12 protein-coding genes, 1 pseudogene and 2 CRISPR repeat arrays are annotated in these 18,720 nt (G+C 69.8%); all 13 genes and pseudogenes read right to left on the reverse strand.

What is annotated here, in order from left to right; all coding sequences use genetic code 11:
• Positions 1 to 67: 67 nt before the first annotated feature.
• Complete coding sequence (locus tag JQX11_RS03850) at positions 68 to 1,087, reverse strand: tyrosine-type recombinase/integrase (protein WP_307826051.1); 1,020 nt, start codon at positions 1,085 to 1,087, stop codon at positions 68 to 70.
• Entirely contained in the window at positions 1,084 to 1,269 is a 186-nt protein-coding gene (locus JQX11_RS32115; RefSeq protein WP_232377024.1) for a hypothetical protein, read from the reverse strand. Before JQX11_RS32115 ends, JQX11_RS03850 begins: the two co-directional genes overlap by 4 nt.
• A gap of 672 nt (positions 1,270 to 1,941) precedes the next feature.
• A pseudogene (locus JQX11_RS03860) lies at positions 1,942 to 2,133 on the reverse strand (IS110 family transposase); the annotation flags it as partial.
• Between the two features lie 378 nt (positions 2,134 to 2,511).
• A CRISPR array of direct repeats spans positions 2,512 to 5,878; the repeat unit is 37 nt; unit sequence GTTGCGATCCTCGCCCGGCGCGGTGGCCGGGCGCAGC.
• 126 nt (positions 5,879 to 6,004) lie between these two features.
• Positions 6,005 to 6,313, reverse strand: coding sequence for a CRISPR-associated endonuclease Cas2 (cas2, locus tag JQX11_RS03865; RefSeq protein ID WP_169733137.1), 309 nt, complete (start codon positions 6,311 to 6,313; stop codon positions 6,005 to 6,007).
• Positions 6,298 to 7,326, reverse strand: a complete 1,029-nt coding sequence (cas1c, locus tag JQX11_RS03870) for a type I-C CRISPR-associated endonuclease Cas1c (protein WP_204923530.1) — start codon at positions 7,324 to 7,326, stop codon at positions 6,298 to 6,300. Before cas1c ends, cas2 begins: the two co-directional genes overlap by 16 nt.
• The gene (gene cas4, locus JQX11_RS03875; protein ID WP_204923531.1) at positions 7,319 to 7,972 is read right to left on the reverse strand and encodes a CRISPR-associated protein Cas4; all 654 of its coding nucleotides are present in this window, start codon (positions 7,970 to 7,972) and stop codon (positions 7,319 to 7,321) included. Before cas4 ends, cas1c begins: the two co-directional genes overlap by 8 nt.
• Positions 7,969 to 8,859 carry a type I-C CRISPR-associated protein Cas7/Csd2 gene (gene cas7c / locus JQX11_RS03880; protein ID WP_204923532.1) on the reverse strand — a complete coding sequence of 297 codons (891 nt, stop codon included), beginning with the start codon at positions 8,857 to 8,859 and terminating at the stop codon, positions 7,969 to 7,971. Before cas7c ends, cas4 begins: the two co-directional genes overlap by 4 nt.
• A complete protein-coding gene (cas8c, locus tag JQX11_RS03885; protein ID WP_204923533.1) occupies positions 8,856 to 10,682 on the reverse strand; it encodes a type I-C CRISPR-associated protein Cas8c/Csd1 in 1,827 nt (608 codons plus the stop codon). The genes cas7c and cas8c overlap by 4 nt, the downstream gene beginning before the upstream one ends.
• A complete protein-coding gene (gene cas5c, locus JQX11_RS03890) occupies positions 10,682 to 11,371 on the reverse strand; it encodes a type I-C CRISPR-associated protein Cas5c (RefSeq protein WP_204923623.1) in 690 nt (229 codons plus the stop codon). The genes cas8c and cas5c overlap by 1 nt, the downstream gene beginning before the upstream one ends.
• 189 nt (positions 11,372 to 11,560) lie before the next feature.
• On the reverse strand, positions 11,561 to 13,828 hold the full coding sequence (gene cas3 / locus JQX11_RS03895; RefSeq protein WP_307826052.1) for a CRISPR-associated helicase Cas3': 2,268 nt from the start codon (positions 13,826 to 13,828) through the stop codon (positions 11,561 to 11,563).
• A 238-nt stretch (positions 13,829 to 14,066) separates the two neighbouring features.
• Positions 14,067 to 15,664: direct repeats of the CRISPR family, unit length 37 nt; unit sequence GTTGCGATCCTCGCCCGGCGCGGTGGCCGGGCGCAGC.
• A gap of 62 nt (positions 15,665 to 15,726) precedes the next feature.
• Complete coding sequence (locus JQX11_RS03900) at positions 15,727 to 16,113, reverse strand: hypothetical protein (RefSeq protein WP_204923534.1); 387 nt, start codon at positions 16,111 to 16,113, stop codon at positions 15,727 to 15,729.
• Positions 16,110 to 17,240, reverse strand: a complete 1,131-nt coding sequence (locus JQX11_RS03905) for a CDC27 family protein (RefSeq protein ID WP_204923535.1) — start codon at positions 17,238 to 17,240, stop codon at positions 16,110 to 16,112. The genes JQX11_RS03900 and JQX11_RS03905 overlap by 4 nt, the downstream gene beginning before the upstream one ends.
• Positions 17,241 to 17,492: 252 nt before the next feature.
• Positions 17,493 to 18,720 (reverse strand): histidine decarboxylase (locus tag JQX11_RS03910; RefSeq protein WP_204923536.1); only part of this gene is annotated, 1,228 nt, incomplete at its 5' end.

An 18,720-nucleotide genomic window follows, 5' to 3' on the forward strand; every position in this document is an offset into this window, starting at 1 on the left:
CTACCCCGGGACGGATGCGGAAACCCAGCGATCAGTACTTCGCCAGCCCGGGCTCGCTCCACTCAGCTCATGCGAGGGGATGGGGCTCGTTTGTCAGGGCCGCCAACGCAGCAGCGACCTCCTGCAAACTCGCCCGAACATACGTGGTGGTCGTACCGACATCACCGCCACTGTCGGCATGTCCGGCGTAGGCACGGGCCACCGCGTAGCCGAAGTTCCGCTCCACCCACGTCAACGTCGTGTGCCGCAACCAGTGGGTGCTGATCTGCTGCACGTACACCCACGGCAGATACTCACCGATACGCACCCACAGATGGTCGTACCGCCGGTACGTGATCGGCTGCCCGTTGCGGTACCGCAGCAACTGGCCCCGCGCCGGCGCATGACGCTCCTCCGCGTGCCGCTGCAGATGCCGCATCAACGTCGGTGACACCGGCTGCCACCGCACCGTGTCGCCCTTCTCCCGCAACAGGATCAGACACTGATCCGGATCCAGATCCACCGGACGCAACGCCAGCGCCCCACCCCGCCGGCACGCCGTCTCGGTGTGCAACCGCAACAACAAACTGTCCAGCACCGGATCATCACCCGTACCCGCCGCGACCGCGTTGATCTCCGCCAACCGGGCATCGGCCACCGCCCGCCTGGTGCTCGCCAACCGGCGCGGCTTGGCCACCTTCACCGCCGGATTGTCCGCCGCCGCGATGAACCCGTCCGCCACCGCCCGCTTGTACAGACACCGCAACGCCGCGATCAGATGCTCCGCCGCACTCCGCCCACCCCGCGCATTCCGACGGGCCACCACATGCGTCTTGACGTACTCCGCCAACCACTCGATCTCCGACGGGCTCGGCTCATCCAACCGCCGCGACCCCCAGTGCTCCACCACCCGCTTCCAGTACGACCCGTACGCCCGCCGCGTCCCCGCGGTCACCGCCGCCGACACCACCGGCACGTACTCCGCGAACGTCGGCGCCACCGGCCGCACCGCCGCCGCCTCCACCAGATCAGCCGGCGAGATCCCCATCCGCGCCAACAACAACCGGGCCGCGTCCAACTCCGCCCGCCCCACCGCACCATCGGTCACGGCCGACCACCACCGAGAACAGCAGCGTGCACCGGGACGACCATCGCGTCCACGGCCGCCGGAGGATGCACCACCAACAACCCCTCCGCAGGACAGGCCGCCAGCAGCACCCGGTCACCCGCCGCCAACCCGCACCACTGCCGCACCGCCGCCGGCAGCCGCAGATGACCCTGACCCGTCACCGTGAACACACCCTGCCGATCCGCACGGAGCACCACCAGACCGGCACCCTCATGGATGTGCAACCGGGTTCCCGGCACCCAACCGAGCGCCCGAACGACCCCACTGTCGGCGATCCGACCACTGGCATCCAGCGCCGCCACCCCATAGACCAGGGTGCCGACACGAGGAGTTGGAAGATCCGCAAGCGGCAACGGCCGACGACGAAGACCCCCGTCAGAACGACCACCCGGCTTACCCCGGCCCGCCAGCACGACCGGCGGGACGACGGGAGCGACCACCACGTCAGCCACGCCGACCACCCCCGCCCGACACGGGACCGGCCGACATCGACACGGAGATCAGATTGGTGTGGTCAAGCGTGCTTGACCACCAGTACGTCGAAGACAGCAGGGATGCTGCAAAAGTGTGTCCGAGGGGTGATCGATACCGCAACCCCACCACCGCAGCGCATGGATGATGACATTGCTATTGAATTCTGAACTGTAGCCGCCGGTGACACGCCCTTGCCGCCTGCCCAGCCATGCCCCCTGGCCGGCGCGGCGAAGCGGAGCTGCAGCCCAAGATGGAATCGAACCGTCGACCTACGCTGTCCGAATCTCACGGTTCCCGGCTTGTCAACATTCACTACGAGCTGCCACTGAGCTGCACAAACACGATCGCGGAATGGGCCATGAGGCGGGCTGGTCGACCACCACCAAGACCCGGCCGTGACGGGCCAGCCTGTCGAACAGTTGCCGCAGCCGAGCCTCGGTGTTCGCCAACGCCGCGTCGTGCAGCCGCTTGCCGTCCGGGCCCAGCCCGACCGCGTGGTGACCTTCCTTGCCGACGTCCAAGCCGAGGTAGACGCCGTATCCGTCGTGCACCACACCCGCCTCCACGCATCGCTTCGTGGCCTCGGCCGCAGTCAGGGCGTCGGACTGCCGGCAGCCACGTTACGAAGAGACCTACCCCAACCCTGCGGGTGGTCGTGTCCCTATCAGCGGTCCGCCGACGCCACCCGACCCGGCGACAACACCCCCCGGATCATGAGAACGACAGGGGCAGGAAGTCATACCGGGCCGAGCGACCGAGGGTCCCCAGCTGGGGACGATCAGAAAGGTAACGGGGGTAAACGGGAGGCCGTTTGACCCGTACCGGGACGATCAAGGACCCGCCAGGGAAACCCTATCCGGGCGGCCGTCGCCGGACCGTCATAGGACTCCGGACCGCCCGAATAAGTCCAGCTGGTGCGGCTACCCAACCAAGCGATCCTCGCCCGGCGCGGTGGCCGGGCGCAGCTTGTCCGCACCGCATCCAGACGGAGCGACCCACGGGGTTGCGATCCTCGCCCGGCGCGGTGGCCGGGCGCAGCCATCACCGGTCAGCACCACCCACCGGTACACCTCGGCGTTGCGATCCTCGCCCGGCGCGGTGACCGGGCGCAGCCCCTGCCAGTTCCCCGAGCCGAATGCCCGTTGATGTGTTGCGATCCTCGCCCGGCGCGGTGGCCGGGCGCAGCACCTGCTCGTCGGTCGGGCCTGCACCGGTCACCGGTTGCGATCCTCGCCCGGCGCGGTGGCCGGGCGCAGCACGTCATTCGTCCCCGGGCACCCCCTGTTCCTCAACACGTTGCGATCCTCGCCCGGCGCAGTGGCCGGGCGCAGCCGTTTCGGGGCTGGCCGTCGGGATCACCGCCGTGGGCGGTTGCGATCCTCGCCCGGCGCGGTGGCCGGGCGCAGCCTCGTTGATCTTCGACATGCGCCGATCGGCGGCGTTGTTGCGATCCTCGCCCGGCGCGGTGGCCGGGCGCAGCCCGCGTCGGTGGTCGTCTCGCCCTTGACCGACAGGTCGTTGCGATCCTCGCCCGGCGCGGTGGCCGGGCGCAGCAGGCTGCCGGCGGCACGACCGCCCGCACCGGTGGGCCGACGTTGCGATCCTCGCCCGGCGCGGTGGCCGGGCGCAGCTCTGCGCCGCCGGGGGTGTTCGGGCGTCCAGGCGGGGTCGTTGCGATCCTCGCCCGGCGCGGTGGCCGGGCGCAGCGCCGCGCTGTACCTCGTGGCCAGGACGATCAGGTTGTTGTTGCGATCCTCGCCCGGCGCGGTGGCCGGGCGCAGCCCGTGGTACGGGTCCGGTGGCACCGTCTCGTCCGACTCGTTGCGATCCTCGCCCGGCCCGGTGGCCGGGCGCAGCGTGTTTTGGCTGCTCACGCCTCAGAGTTATGAACAGTGGTTGCGATCCTCGCCCGGCGCGGTGGCCGGGCGCAGCGCCGCCATCTCCGGCCAGATCCCCAGACACTCCGTGGCGTTGCGATCCTCGCCCGGCGCGGTGGCCGGGCGCAGCCGGCGTGCGGCGAGCGCCCCGTCCGGCGACCACAGCACGTTGCGATCCTCGCCCGGCGCGGTGGCCGGGCGCAGCCGGCGTGCGGCGAGCGCCCCGTCCGGCGACCACAGCACGTTGCGATCCTCGCCCGGCGCGGTGGCCGGGCGCAGCTCCTGTCCCAGCAAAGGTTCGGCAGCGGCACCGTGGCGTTGCGATCCTCGCCCGGCGCGGTGGCCGGGCGCAGCCCTGCGGCGACTGCGGAGCCGCCCGTCGCTCCACCGTTGCGATCCTCGCCCGGCGCGGTGGCCGGGCGCAGCGTCCACGGTGCGCGGCGGAGACCTTGGCGGCGAGCTTGTTGCGATCCTCGCCCGGCGCGGTGGCCGGGCGCAGCGGGAGTCACCGAAGGACGCCGACCGGGACTGGCGGGTGTTGCGATCCTCGCCCGGCGCGGTGGCCGGGCGCAGCCAGTCGGGCCACCCTCAACCGGAGACTCGGACCCCGGTTGCGATCCTCGCCCGGCGCGGTGGCCGGGCGCAGCCATCCTCCGGGTCGGCGTCCTCGGGCGCCGACCACTCGTTGCGATCCTCGCCCGGCGCGGTGGCCGGGCGCAGCTGCGGTGCGCGGCCACCCGCTCCATCTCGTGCAACATGTTGCGATCCTCGCCCGGCGCGGTGGCCGGGCGCAGCTCCCAGTTCAAGAACGCCGCCGGAGTCGGCACCGGGTTGCGATCCTCGCCCGGCGCGGTGGCCGGGCGCAGCCACAGCTCGACCTGCTACATGGTCAACTTCACCACCGTTGCGATCCTCGCCCGGCGCGGTGGCCGGGCGCAGCGGCTTGGCGCGGGGTCGACAGGCTGACCAACCCAAAGTTGCGATCCTCGCCCGGCGCGGTGGCCGGGCGCAGCCCTGGCGGCGGGACAGCGCCCGGGGGTGCACACCGGTGTTGCGATCCTCGCCCGGCGCGGTGGCCGGGCGCAGCCAGAAAGCCTGGTTCAAGGCGCAGCTCACCACCTCCGTTGCGATCCTCGCCCGGCGCGGTGGCCGGGCGCAGCCGGGTGCCAGCGACCTGGTGACGCAGGGCATTCCGCCGTTGCGATCCTCGCCCGGCGCGGTGGCCGGGCGCAGCATCCCACGGTCGATCAGCGGGGTGGTCAGGTTGATGTCGTTGCGATCCTCGCCCGGCGCGGTGGCCGGGCGCAGCCCCTGCACGCACGCCAAGGTCGGTGAGGTTGTATCCGTTGCGATCCTCGCCCGGCGCGGTGGCCGGGCGCAGCCTCACCGTGGTGGTGGTCTGCGCCAGTCGAGGCGTGGTTGCGATCCTCGCCCGGCGCGGTGGCCGGGCGCAGCAGCTTGTCGTCGGGCGACGTCGCCCGCTCCGACAACTGGTTGCGATCCTCGCCCGGCGCGGTGGCCGGGCGCAGCTTCGTGCTGGTGCCGGGCCTCACCGACGCCGAGGAGCGTTGCGATCCTCGCCCGGCGCGGTGGCCGGGCGCAGCTACAGCGGCCGGTTGCTGGAGTCCAGCAGCCCGTACCGGTTGCGATCCTCGCCCGGCGCGGTGGCCGGGCGCAGCCGCCTCCCGGACGTTGCACGAGCGGCAGAGGTAGCCGCGTTGCGATCCTCGCCCGGCGCGGTGGCCGGGCGCAGCGGTTGAAGAAGACCATCGAGCTCGAAAGCTCGGACGTGTTGCGATCCTCGCCCGGCGCGGTGGCCGGGCGCAGCCTGGTCCTGCGCCCCGGTCTTGGCCAAGGGCTCCTCGTTGCGATCCTCGCCCGGCGCGGTGGCCGGGCGCAGCGAGGCCGGCTACACCTGGCGGGCCTGGGAGCGGGGGGCGTTGCGATCCTCGCCCGGCGCGGTGGCCGGGCGCAGCCCGGGGCCGGGTGCGATCAGGGGTCAGCGGGAGAAGTTGCGATCCTCGCCCGGCGCGGTGGCCGGGCGCAGCTCGACGTCGGCACGATCTCCGCACCGGACGGCAGCCGGTTGCGATCCTCGCCCGGCGCGGTGGCCGGGCGCAGCGAATCGGAGGATTACGACCCGGAAGCCGATTGGTGGGTTGCGATCCTCGCCCGGCGCGGTGGCCGGGCGCAGCAGCGTTCCCGGGCCCGCTTGTCGGGCTCGTAGTACAGGTTGCGATCCTCGCCCGGCGCGGTGGCCGGGCGCAGCTCCCCCGGCCCGGAGCGCCACCCCCGATCTCGTCCATCGGTTGCGATCCTCGCCCGGCGCGGTGGCCGGGCGCAGCCGTAGGTGGCCTTGTCGACCCGGCGGGTACCGGCGACGTTGCGATCCTCGCCCGGCGCGGTGGCCGGGCGCAGCGGTTCACGAGCAGCGAATATAGCGATCAGACGATCCCTCATCGACTTGCTCGCAGTCCGTTTTGTTCATCTGATCCAGGTTTCCCACCTCGGAACCCTCCGGGCTTTTCGTGTCCACTGGGGGTTCCTAGATCACTAGGGCTCCGCGTGGGTCGATGGGTCGTGGTTTGCCGAGGTGTTCGACGTCGTCGAGGGCGTGGGCTGGTAGGTGGTAGATGCGGATGCTGTCCTGGGTGGGGTCGATGGCGTCTTGGAGGGCGGCGACGAAGCGGACCTTGTCGGTGTCGCGGCAGACTACTTCGAAGACCGATTTCTGTACGCGGTGTCCGTACCCTTCGCAGATCTTGGCGACTTTGCGGAGTCGGCGTTGTCCCTGCGGGGTGACCGTTTCGACGTCGTAGGTGACGAGCAGGTCCACGTTCAGTTCACCGTCCACGGCTGGTAGGCGACCGTGTCTCCGCGAAGGTGGCGGGCGAGTAGTCGGGCTTGCACGAGAGGGAGCAGCGCGGCGGGTACCTGGCGGCCGAGTTGGGCGTGGGGCCAGTCGCGTTGTCGGCTCTGTTGCCAGGCGGCCAGCACAGTTTTGCGTCCGTTGTCGGTGAGTCGGTAGGCCTTGTTTGGTAGTTCTTCGAAGTCGGTGGGGGTCAATTCGCGTCTGTTGATCATGGTAAGGGCGAGGCGGTCTGCCAGGAGGGGGCGGAACTCTTCCATCAGGTCGAGCGCGAGGGCGGGTTTGCCAGGTCGGACGGCGTGAAGGAAGCCGATGTACGGGTCGAGTCCGACCTGTTCGAGTGCACCCTGCACGGCGACGCGCAGCATGCCGTAGAGGAAGGAGAGCAGGCAGTTCAGAGGGTCGGTGGGTGGTCGTTTGTTGCGGCCGGATGCCTTCCAGTCGTTGTTGTCGCCCAGGAGGTAGGGCATGGCGGCGAAGTAGTCGCGTGCAGCGATGCCTTCGACGCCGAGGATTTCGTTGGTGCTGGTGGCGGTGGTGAGGAGTTCGAGTCGTCGGGCGAGGAGTTCGGCGGTGGCGCGTAGTGCGGTCTGTCGGTGGCCGCTGGTGTCCCGGGCGGTGCGGAGCAGCACTTGTCGCGCGTTGTGGATTTTGCCGGCGACGAGGGCGACCGCGATGGGGAGTTGGCGTTCCGGTGAGTCGGCGGCGCGGTGTTGCGCTTGGCGTAGTAGCGGATTGCCGTGGGTGGGGCCGACCAGTCCGGCGCGGAATCGTCCGCTGCCGGTGAGCCAGCTGACGGAGCGGCCGTCGTCGGCGCAGCGCAGGAGCAGGTCGTCGGTGGGGGTCACGCCGCTGAACAGGACCAGGTGGTCGAGTCGAACGAGGGGTAGCAGGTGACGTCCGGGTTGGTCGGGGTGGTAGATGCGCACGGTGTCACCGTCGAGGCGCAGGCTGGTGCCGGGGGTCTGGACGTAGAGGGTGTTGAGGAGTTCAGTCACGCCACTGTCCCAATGGTCGTGGGGTCAACAGGTCGGGTGGGGTCTGCCGTTGGCCGTCGGTCAGTTCGGGGAGGCAGTCCTCGCGTAGGGAGCATCGCCGGCAGCGGGCGTCGTTGCGTGCCGTCGGCAGCGTCGGGGTGTGCAGCAGCCGGCGTACGGCTGTGGTGGCGGCGATGACCCGTTCGAGGAGGTCATGGTCGATGGGTACGGGGTGTCGGCGGCGTTCGGCGACGGAGTAGATGTATCCGGTGGGTACGTCGAAGCCGGCTTCGAGGAGGCAGAGGGCCTGTCCGCCGAGTTGTAGTTCGGCGGGGCCGCCGGGTTGGTAGCGTCCGACCTTGTATTCGACGGGTGTGGCGGTGTTCTTCTCGAACTCGACGACGTCGCAGATGCCGCGTAGGCCGTGGGTGTGGCTCCATACCGGGAGTGACCGGATGGTGGTGAGGCCTCGGCGGCGTTGGATGCCGGGTAGGTCGACGGTAGTGTGGCTGAGGTCGCCGCGTACCGTCTCGACGTTTTCGGTCCAGACGCCTTCGACGTGGATGAGGGCGGTCTGCCGGTGGCAGTAGGCGTAGTGCTCCAGCGCGGACAGCGGCACCTCCCGCAGGTCGGGGGTGCCGCTGTCCGTGGGGTGGTCGTGGGTCACGGCCAGAGGTCGACCAGCTTGGTCAGCTCGATGCCGCCGGGCAGCCTGGACTCGTCGATGCTGCGGGTGTAGTCGGTGTGGGTGCGCGCCGCCTTGTCGTCGTTGGTGCGCTTGACGGTGATCCGCTGGGTGAGGGCGGCCGAGGGTGCGGCTCCGAAGGCGTCGGGGTGGGTGAACACGTACAGCCCGCAGAGTTTCATCTCGCCGCGGCTGGCGGCCCGGTCGTGGTCGAACATGACGGTGACGGCCTGCCACAGCGCGGCGAGGTCGTCGCTGGTGACGCCGGTCTTCGCGGCGCGGGGTGCCGAGTAGAACAGGTGGGCGCGGTAGAGGCCGTACGGGACGGTCCATTTGGAGCCGATCTCGGTGCGCTCACCTTTGTCGATGTCGTCCTGGCGGGTCTGGGTGACCCGGGTGATGGTGTGGTCGGTGGGCAGGATCGCATCGATGCTGCGGGCGAAGGTGAGCTGGAGCGGGCCGCGGACCTGCCCGGCGCCGCCGCTCTTGCCGGTGCTGAGCACCGCGCCGAACATGCGGATGTCGAAGTAGTGCTGGCAGAGCCACTGTTGGGCTGCCGCGCTCTCCGCCGGGGTGGGCTTGTTGCTGATTTTGGGTGGGTTGGCGGCGAACGCTCCGTCGATCCGGGTGTTCAGGGCGTGGCCGGCTTCGACGAAGATGCCGTAGCGCGGGTCGTCGCCGCGCAGCAGGGACACGGTGTCGCGGATTTTGCGTTTGATGGCCACGTCGGTGACGAGGCCCTGGCCGCTCTCGTCGTCGGTGCGGGGTTGGTTGCCGGCGTCCGGGTCGCCGTTGGGGTTGCCGTCGCTGACGTCGAACAGCAGGACGGCGTCGTGGCGGCGGGTCGGGTCGAGGTGTACGGCGCTCATGCGTCGTCTCCTTCGTCGTCGGCGGTCGGTGCCACGTCATCGGGCTCCGGGGGCAGGTCGGTCTTCTTCTTGTTTGCGGCGGCGGCGAGTCGTTCGGCCCGCATCTCGGCCCGCTGCTGGTGGTAGCCGAGGATGAACTGGGCCTTGTCCGTCAGCACCGCAGCGCTGGGGATCGCGGCGAGTTGGACGAACAGGTCGTCGAGTCGCCGTTCGTAGGCGTCCGACCAGGCGGGCCGGCGCAGCGGGCCGCGGAGGCGTTTGAGCCATGCCTGTACGTTGCGGCGGCCGGAGACGATGACGACCTGCGGGTTGTCGATCGCGCGGCCGAAGTATCGTTCGGCGAAGGTGGTGTTCAGCCTCTGGTCGGCGACCCGGAACACGGTGCGTTGCAGGTCGTCCATGACGGCGAAGATGCGGCCGGACACGTAGGCCGGCTGCTTGTGGGCGACGTTCAAGGTCGGCGTCAGCCTCTCTCGTTCATGCTCGGGCAGGGTCGGGTGACGGCGCAGGGCGAGTCGGATCAGCGCCGCGCGGGCGGGGTCGAGTCGGCCGTCGATTCGGATGCGGTTGATGACGTGGTTGAGCAGCTTCGGCGGCAGCGGTCGCTTGAGTAGCGCGGCGCTGAGCAGCCGGTGAAACAGGTCGGGTGGGCGGTGTTCTCCGGATGCGCCGAATTTCGTCCAGGTGCCGGATGCTCCGTTGCGGCCGGCCTCGAACCGCCCCGCCACCCGGGCGAGTTGGGAGACCTTGATGGTGGCCACCTCACCGGTCCGGGCGTCAACGATCCGGTGGTCGTCGAACCAGGCCCGGATGTTGTCCTTGACGCGGGGAATCGGTTGCTCGACCCAGTCCCGGACGACGACGCGGGCGACGTTGCCGCCCACAGTCACCGAGCAGTACCGGGACACCTCGTCAAGGGAGGCTTCCGCGCCGCTCGCCGGCCCAGCGATCAGGTGCTGGATGTTGCTGGGGTCCAACTGCTCGACAGTCGCCCACGGGTCGAAGGTCGACCCGCCCAGCACCCACCAGGCGAGCCTGGCGTTCTGCCCGGACAGGCTCGTGCTGTGCCGGGGATCGGACAGCAGCGCCGTCAGCGCGGTCATGAACTTCAACCCACAGTCGGCGCAGATCGGGGTGTGAGTCAGGAACTTCTGCAACTCGTAGCCGTGGGTGGCCTCGTTCATGCTGACCAGCGACGCGCTCTGGGTGGCCCCGGGCACCCACCGTCGAGGAATCTGCTGCGGCATCGTATGGAGTAGCGGCTGCACCCGCCCGCAGACCAGACACAACCCGGTGCGTCCGGAGCCCTTCCGATCGCCAGCTACCCCGGCCCAGAAACGCTGCGCCGCGACAGCGTCCGCCGCGTAGACCCCGTCGACCCAGAAGCCGACCAGGTCTCCCCTGCCCCACTCAGCCGGCGGTGAAATACGATCGGCGTGCCCGTCGCGGTAGAAGGCGGCGACAGCCGGACCATGACTGTCCGGCTCGGCTGCCGCCCAGTCGGCGATCAGGGCACGGAACGCGCTGTGCTGCTTGGCGACCCGTTCCGGCTTAACCCCTTCCGACAGCCAACCGAAGACGTACTCCCCCGTGTCGACCGCCAGCGCGGGCGAGATCCCGACGGTCCGGGTCACCCCCGGCACCAGCCGAGGCGCACCGAACCGAAAGTTCGGGTCGTCCTTGTTCGCCGTATCGACCAGGCCACCCCGGGGTACGCCGTTCGTGTCGATCTCCAGGCTCCACCGCACAGGCTTGCGGGAGTAGAACGGCGGAATGACGTCCTCGCTGGTGTCGGCGAACTCCACCAGCCGCTGCAACAGCACTACACCACCCGGCCTTCCACCGGAAGCGCCAACTCGATCCCCCGCTCCGGCACGGACAACACCCCGGCGACCACCCGAGCGGCGAACCACTCCATCCGCGGCTGGGCGGACTGACCGTCCCGGTGGATGGAGTGCAGCATGATGCCGATCTCCTCGTTGACATCCGCCCGGGGCGTGTCATCCGGCCACCCGAACTCCGCGCTGAACTCACGGGTGCCGAGATAGGGCTGCTGGAAGCAGGCACCCTTACGGACCCGCCGACGCAACTGATCCCGGTACGCCGCGACCGACTTGTCGGCATGCGCCGCCAACTCGACGTGGGCATGGATGCGGTAGGCGACATCACGCAGGCACACCGCATTGCGCTGATCACGATGTGCCGCCGTGTCGACCCGCCGGGTGCCCTTGAGCGCCTCCGACAACGGGGCGACATCCGAGGTTTCGTTCCGCCGGATCGTGAACTGCCGCACCGGCTTGAGCACCTCGATCGCCACCACCTGGTACCGCATCTCCGGCTTCCAGAAGATCGATTCGAGCACCCCTACCGCAGCAGAAGGCGTCATCACCGGATAGCTGACCCGCTCGACCTTCAACTCCGGCCGCGAGAACAACGCCGCCTCACCACTGACCTGCACCACCACCGGAAGATCACCCTCCGGGCTACGCCGCAGAGTCACCCCGTTGACCACATCCGTCGTCACCACACAGCCCCTCCCACGACAGCTCGTCGAACACGTGAACGAAGAAAGACCACACCACAGAACCGGAGGCCCCCTCGCACAACGAGTGCGACGATCCACGACCAGTACGACAGGAACGGCCGCACCACGCCGAGTAAGCTCTACATAGGAGTGACAAGAATCCGACTGACGAGTGCGTCAGAAGACGAACTGCTCCAGGTTCGGGTCAAGGTTGATCCCCGTGGCGTGGTCGTACTCGCCGATCCACTCGACCAGCGCACCTCGCCGTACCTCGGTGCCGAGAATCGGCCGAAGTAACGCCATCACACCGGTTTGACGTAGGGCGCTGGGGTGGAGGTTCGTCGTGTACGGCTGCAAGTGGCGCAGCTTGGTCAAGTCTCGGATCGGTGAATGGCGTAGGTCCACGATGAGCTGTTCCAGTTCTTCGCGCAGCTTGGGCGTCTCGGCCCCTTGAAGCGTGACCACGTTGACGGCGTCGTCGTCGATCATCCTGAACGCCAGCTTCCGATCGCGCCGCTTGGTGCGCGCATCCATCGGCCCGTCCGTAACGGTTTCGAACTCCCAGCGTTTCCGGGCATGCTGGATGCGTTGCCCAACATGCTGGTGGTCGGCGAGGGTGAGCGTGTCGTACACGTTGCGGTAGTAGCGTCCGAGCGCCTCGATGTCGTCCGGGTCTGCCTTGCCCGGTCCGAACTGACGCCCGGTACAGCCGACCAGCGTCTTGTACGTGGGTGGTTGCCCGCCGTCCTGCGGCGCGAAGACGACCACGCGACCACCGTGGGCCATCCGTCCCTCGCGGTTGGCCCGCCCGGCTGCCTGCAGCAGCGAGTCCGCCGGCGCCATCGCCCGGAACACCACCGGGAAGTCGACGTCCACCCCGGCCTCGATCAGCTGGGTAGCCACCAGCAGGACACGCTCACCCCGGTCGAGTCGCGTGCGCACCTGCGCCAGCACCCGCCGTCGATGATCCGGACACATCCGGGTCGACAGGTGCCACGCCGCCCCCTCAGGCTCGCTGTCACTCCACCGCTCGAACACCGTCTTCGCGTCCGCCGTCGTGTTGACCACCACCAACGCCGATCGTTCACCCACGGCCTGATCGGCGACGTCAGACAGCGTCGGCTGCGGGTCGAGCTGCCACTCGTACCGCACCCTCCGCAGCTCACTGACCAGACGCGGAGTGTCGTGGATCAGATCCGTGCACGGCACGTCCTTGAACTCATCCAGCGCCCAGAAACTCGGCTGCGTCGCCGAGGACAACAACACCGTCGTCCCGAAGTGCCGCACGAGAAGGCGAAGCCCATCGAGGATCGGCGCGAGCATCGCATGCGGCAACGCCTGCACCTCGTCCAACACGATCACCGAGTTCGCCAGGCGATGAACCCGACGCATCGCCGACGGCTTACGCGCGTACAACGACTCGAACAGCCGGACGAAGGTCGTAACAACAAACGGCGCGTCCCAGTTCTCCGCAGCCAGCCGCGCCCACCGACCGGCATCCGGATCATCGAAATCAGCCTGACTGTGGTGCTCCAGGACGACCGGCTCACCACCCTCCTCATCCAACAGCCGACGATAGACGGCAGCATTCTGCTCGGTGATGGTCAGGAACGGAACCGCCACGATCACCCGACGCAACCCATGCTTCTCCGCATGCCGCAGCGCGAACCCCCCACTCGCCAGCGTCTTACCAGCACCGGTCGGGGCACCGAGGCGGAACACCCCAGGCTCCCGTTCAGCCGCCGCCAGACAATCCGCATAGACCCGCTCCCGTAGGCCAGCGACCGGCGAGTCACCGCGTCCGGAGAGTTCCACACGGCGCCGCTGCTCGAACACCTTGTAGAGATGACCGAAATCGGCATCCGCACGGACCCGAGGGTCAGCCAAACCCTGAAAGTGTGCGGCCGTGTCCAGGCTGTCCGCGTCGACCAAAGCGCTGTAGCACAGACGCAACGCCATCTCCCCCACCAACGGATCTTCCCGCCAACCCTGGGGCACCAGGACACCGAGATCCGCTGGCAGATCAGGTAGCAGCCCAGCCAACTCCTGCTCAGCAGACGCCACCTCCCCAGACCAGGTGGCAAGCCTCTGCCGCAACATCGCCCGCAGCACAGGCGAATCGACGAGCCCACCATGATGACCGAAAATCGCACCAGAGAACAGTCCAAGCCCATGCTCCTGCGCGATCCTCGTCCCCAGAGACTTGTGGTCGATGCCCACTACCCCACCAGTGGACGCAACCGCAGCAAGCTTGTCCTGCCAGGAACAAGACGCCTTGCCTACATCATGCAACGCACCAAGCCAATAGGCCACCTCACCACCACCAAACGGAGCAGCAAAGCGTCGCGCCAACCCTGCCGTGCCACGAAGATGCTCTGCCAGAGAATGCCACCGGCCAGAGCCATCAGCCGGACTATGAGCCCAAAGAATGCCCTTACCAGACACGATCAGACCCCCACGGAAATCATTACGACACCCGCTATTCAAGCGGGGCCAGTCCAACGAAAACGCAGCCTGTAATGGTCGGGGCAGCGAACACTCAATCCTCGCCCGGCACAGCGGCCGGACGCAACCGGGTCTGCCCATCGCTCTCGTACCGCCGGGTCTTGTGCCCGTCCTCGCCGGCGCGACCGCCGAGCGCTGCCCTGAATGAAGTTCACCTCAACCCGACGACCATCCTCACGTTGCGATCCTCGCCCGACGCGGTGGCCGGGCGCAGCTCCACGTCGACCCGCAGCCTCAGTGACGTGTCCGTCGCGTTGCGATCCTCGCCCGGCGCGGTGGCCGGGCGCAGCCCCCGCCGGCGGACCGCCGGCGGGTCGTCATGGGCGCGGCGTTGCGATCCTCGCCCGGCGCGGTGGCCGGGCGCAGCGCGGCGAGCAGCTCGGCTGGTGGCAGTACGAGTCCGAGTTGCGATCCTCGCCCGGCGCGGTGGCCGGGCGCAGCACCAGTCGAAGCGACGCGCCGGGTCCCCCCACCACGGCCGGTTGCGATCCTCGCCCGGCGCGGTGGCCGGGCGCAGCTCCCGGCCGCCTGCTGCCACGTCATGGCCGTGAGGGTAGTTGCGATCCTCGCCCGGCGCGGTGGCCGGGCGCAGCACTCGGCTGCCCGACGACTTCACCGTCACCGAGGCGATGTTGCGATCCTCGCCCGGCGCGGTGGCCCGGCGCAGCCGCGTAGCCGTCCAGCGCCGGGTCCGAGGCGACCGGGTTGCGATCCTCGCCCGGCGCGGTGGCCGGGCGCAGCCCGGTGCTGAGCTTCATGTTCATCACCTTCGCGCCGATGTTGCGATCCTCGCCCGGCGCGGTGGCCGGGCGCAGCGACGTCGCCGAGACGGTCGTCTCGCTGACCGAAGTCGTTGCGATCCTCGCCCGGCGCGGTGGCCGGGCGCAGCCCGTCGGATCACCGATCAGACGCTGATCCGGTCGTTGTTGCGATCCTCGCCCGGCGCGGTGGCCGGGCGCAGCCACTGGCCATGCTGCTACCGACTTCGCGCCGACAGGGTTGCGATCCTCGCCCGGCGCGGTGGCCGGGCGCAGCTTGCGCCCAGCGTCGCGCACGCCACGCTGTATCAGCCGTTGCGATCCTCGCCCGGCGCGGTGGCCGGGCGCAGCCTCTGCAAGGTCAACGACAGCGGCCGGGTGGTGGGGGTTGCGATCCTCGCCCGGCGCGGTGGCCGGGCGCAGCGAAGAGCTGACCTGGCGGCACGACGAGGGCCGCAAGGCGTTGCGATCCTCGCCCGGCGCGGTGGCCGGGCGCAGCCCGACAGGCCGTCGGTCACCGGGTCGAAACCCATCGGGTTGCGATCCTCGCCCGGCGCGGTGGCCGGGCGCAGCATCCACCCACCCCAAGAGAGCCCACGATGACCCTGATCGTTGCGATCCTCGCCCGGCGCGGTGGCCGGGCGCAGCCAGAGCTGCCGGTGCAGGCTCTTGGAGGCCATGGCGTTGCGATCCTCGCCCGGCGCGGTGGCCGGGCGCAGCCCGAGTTCGCCCGAGCGGCGCTGCTCGCGGAGGCGTTGTTGCGATCCTCGCCCGGCGCGGTGGCCGGGCGCAGCCTGCGGAGCGGGTCGAGGACCTGCCCGCGTGGGCGCAGTTGCGATCCTCGCCCGGCGCGGTGGCCGGGCGCAGCGTGCTGCGGCGCGTCCTGCTCAGGTTCCTCGCCCCGGTCGTTGCGATCCTCGCCCGGCGCGGTGGCCGGGCGCAGCGCGACCGGCTGTCCATCATCGGCCCGTCGGAAGCGGGGTTGCGATCCTCGCCCGGCGCGGTGGCCGGGCGCAGCTCCTAGATCATTAAAGCTTCGCACAGGTTGATGGGACGAACCTCAAACGGTCAACCGGATATTCAGCACAAGAGAATCATCCCCCCGCCGCTCTCGCAGCACATCCAACGCCTGCACGTCGGCCACCGTTTCGATGCGGCGAGCGCGGCGTATGCCTGCCGGCTGTGGTCGAGCAGGCGTGAGGCCGGCCCGGTGCCGAGCAGCACCCCAGAGTCGAACGCCTCGTGGGAGGTCAGCGACGGGATGGGAACCACGGCTGCACGCTCGCTGGCCACGAAGAACCTTTCCGGAGGCAATGGGTCCTCCTCGATGCCGAGGTTGAGCGTCTTCACGCCTAAGCTGCGGTTTCTCGGGGTGCGAACTTCCAGGTGCCGTGCCAGGTACTCGCGAAGCACCGATCGTTGTCCGTCCGCCTTCATGCCGCTTGCGGCCGTTTCCGGGGCCGTCATGCCTGCACCACTGGGGCGGGAGGGTTCACTGCTGCTCTTGGTCTGCTGTCGCGATCGGTGGTGTGGCGCTGCCGGAGGTGGTCGAGGTGTTTGGTCATGCGGGCGGTGGCGGGATGGCCGGGGTGGGCTCGGTGGTGGCGGTCGATGGTGTCGGTGAGGAGGGTGTGGGCGGCGTGGTGGTGGCCGAGGTCGTGCAGGACGAGGGCGGTGGTGGCGCGGACGGCGAGGGTGGGGTGCGCGTCGGATCCGGCGGTGGCGGCCAAGCGTTCGGCGAGTTCCCGCAGGAGGTGGTAGGCGCGTTGGTGGTGGCCTGCCTGACGGTGGGCGGTGGCGAGGGTATGCGCGGCGGTCAGCGTGTGCGGGTGGGTGGGGCCGTGGAGGTGGGTGAGGCCGCGGTGGGCGTAGTCGGCCCAGCGGATCGCCGCCTCGCCTGGTAGGAGCGGGGCGAGCAGGTGCGCGGCCTCGGCGTAGGCGATTTCGGTGGCGGTGGTGGTGGGGTCGATGCCGGTGAGGACGTTCCGCAGGACGGTGCGGGCACGCTGTGGGTCGGTAGTGGCGAGGTTGCGGGCGAGGTGGAGGTGTCCGGGTGGGACGGGTCGGGGTGGGCGGGTGGTGGGCCAGGTGATGCGTAGGTCGCTGGGGTGGGTGCCGGCGGTGATCCGGGTGATCAACCGATGGGCGTGTCCGGCGGCGATACTCGCCGCCTTGGGGTGGGTGAGCGCGGGTACGAGGTGCGCGGCGTGCCGCAGGACCACCAGGCCGACGGCGCTGGCGACTGCTGTCGCGTTCAGTACGGGTCGGCGGCAGGGTGGTGGGCAGTCGTAGACGAGACCGGCCCAGGTGAACACCGCTGTCATGGGGTGTTGGCAGAACCGGCAGTGCAGCAGCCCGTCGGGCAGCAGTACCAGGTCGACGCCGGTGTGGGTGCTCGATGCGGTGGGCGGTGGTGCTGCTGCTGCGGCGTTGGCGCGGGCGTTGGTGACCCAGGATTGGAGGAGGCGGCGGTCGAGGTTGAGTTCCCGGGCGACGGCGCTGATCGGGCCGCGTCGTCCGGCGGCGCGGGCGGCTTCGACCTGACGTACGGCGTCGGTCATGACGTCGGAGGTGTAGGTGCGGGGCTGGGCCATCAGGAAGGTCGGTCCCTCGGCAAGACGGATGGGCAGGGAAAGCAAACAGGGCGCTGGCGGGCCGGCCGCAGCGATCACCGGGCCGGCCGGTGGTCAGGGCGTGGTGATGTGGGGCACGAGGTCGGCGGCGTCGATGGCGTCCTGCTGGTGGGGGGTCAGCGGTCAGGTTCGGGCAGCGGTGAGCAGGTGCGCCGAGACGCGGGCAAGCCGGCACTCGGGGGGGTGCCAGGGCGGCGGGGCGGCAAGCAGCGGTCAGGGGGTGCCGATGCCGGTGGTGGGTGAAGACGTTTGCCGGGGCCTGGGGATGGACCTCGGCAGGTGTGGGTGATCGGGGCCTGGGTCTGAATCCGGCGCGGTGGCGTCGGTGAGGTCGGTGACGAAGGCGTCGATCTGGCCTTGGGTGATGCCGGGCATGCAGATGAGGTGACTGACGTCCGCGTCGGTTGCCAGGAGCCACTTCGCCCGTACTGCGGTGGGTGGGGTGGGGAGGACGACGGTGAAGGCGTGGGGGTGTCGCCAGGCGGGCCAGCCGGCGGTGGTGAGCTTGTCGACGGTGTATGCGGCGAGACGGCGGGCTTCGCTGACCCGCCACCGGTGTCCTTCCCGGCCGTGGGTGGCGATGGCATGCCACAGCAGAGCGGCGGCTAGCCCACAGCGCGATCCGGTCACCGTCGAGTCGAGGGTGGCGGTGTAGGTGACCGGGGCGCCTTCGCGGCGGAGGCTGTCGCGGATGAGGACCACCCCGCACGGCGTCGGCACCCCGAGGAACTTGTGCCCCGACACCGCGATGCTGCCGATGCCGCTGTCGTCGTCCAGGCGCAGCCGTCCGTCGAGGGCGAGGGGTATGCCGGACAGGGCCGCGTCGACGTGCACGTGCCGGCCGGGCACGTCGTGTTCGTCGAGGACGGCCTGGATGCGGGTGGTGTCGTCGACGGCTTCGGTCATGGTGGTGCCGGCGGTGGCCACGACGATCGCCGGCCATCGCCGGTGGCGGCGTACCCGGAGGGCGAGGTGGTCGTAGTCCATCTCCCCGTCCGCGCCGGCGTTGACCACCACACCGCGTGCTCCGAGCATCTCGATGATCTTCGGGATGGAGTAGTGGGCGGCCGTCGAGTAGTAGATGCGTGCGGTGGGGAGGCGGCGGCGGGCGGCGTGCAGGGCGGAGAGGTTGCCTTCGGTGCCGCCGGTGGTGACGTATCCCCACCGGTCGTCGGCCGGCATGTGGAGGGTGTCGGCGAGCCAGGCGATCACGGCTTGTTCGAGGACGCGGGTGTGCGGGGTGCCGCCGGTGTCGGTGGGGTCGCCGATGTTGTTCCACAGGCGGTGACCGAGGCGGGCCATCACCTCCCGATGGTCGAGGTCGACCGCGCCGGGGAAGCCGATGCTCGTCGGCGCGGCCGTGTCGGCCTCGGCGACCAGGTGGTCCAGGACCGCGGTGACGTCGACCGGCGTACGACTGAGGTCCGCGGCCTCGGTGAGA

Origin of the sequence: Micromonospora humida (assembly GCF_016901255.1) — a bacterium.
In the GTDB taxonomy this organism is placed as follows: Bacteria; Actinomycetota; Actinomycetes; order Mycobacteriales; family Micromonosporaceae; genus Micromonospora; species Micromonospora wenchangensis.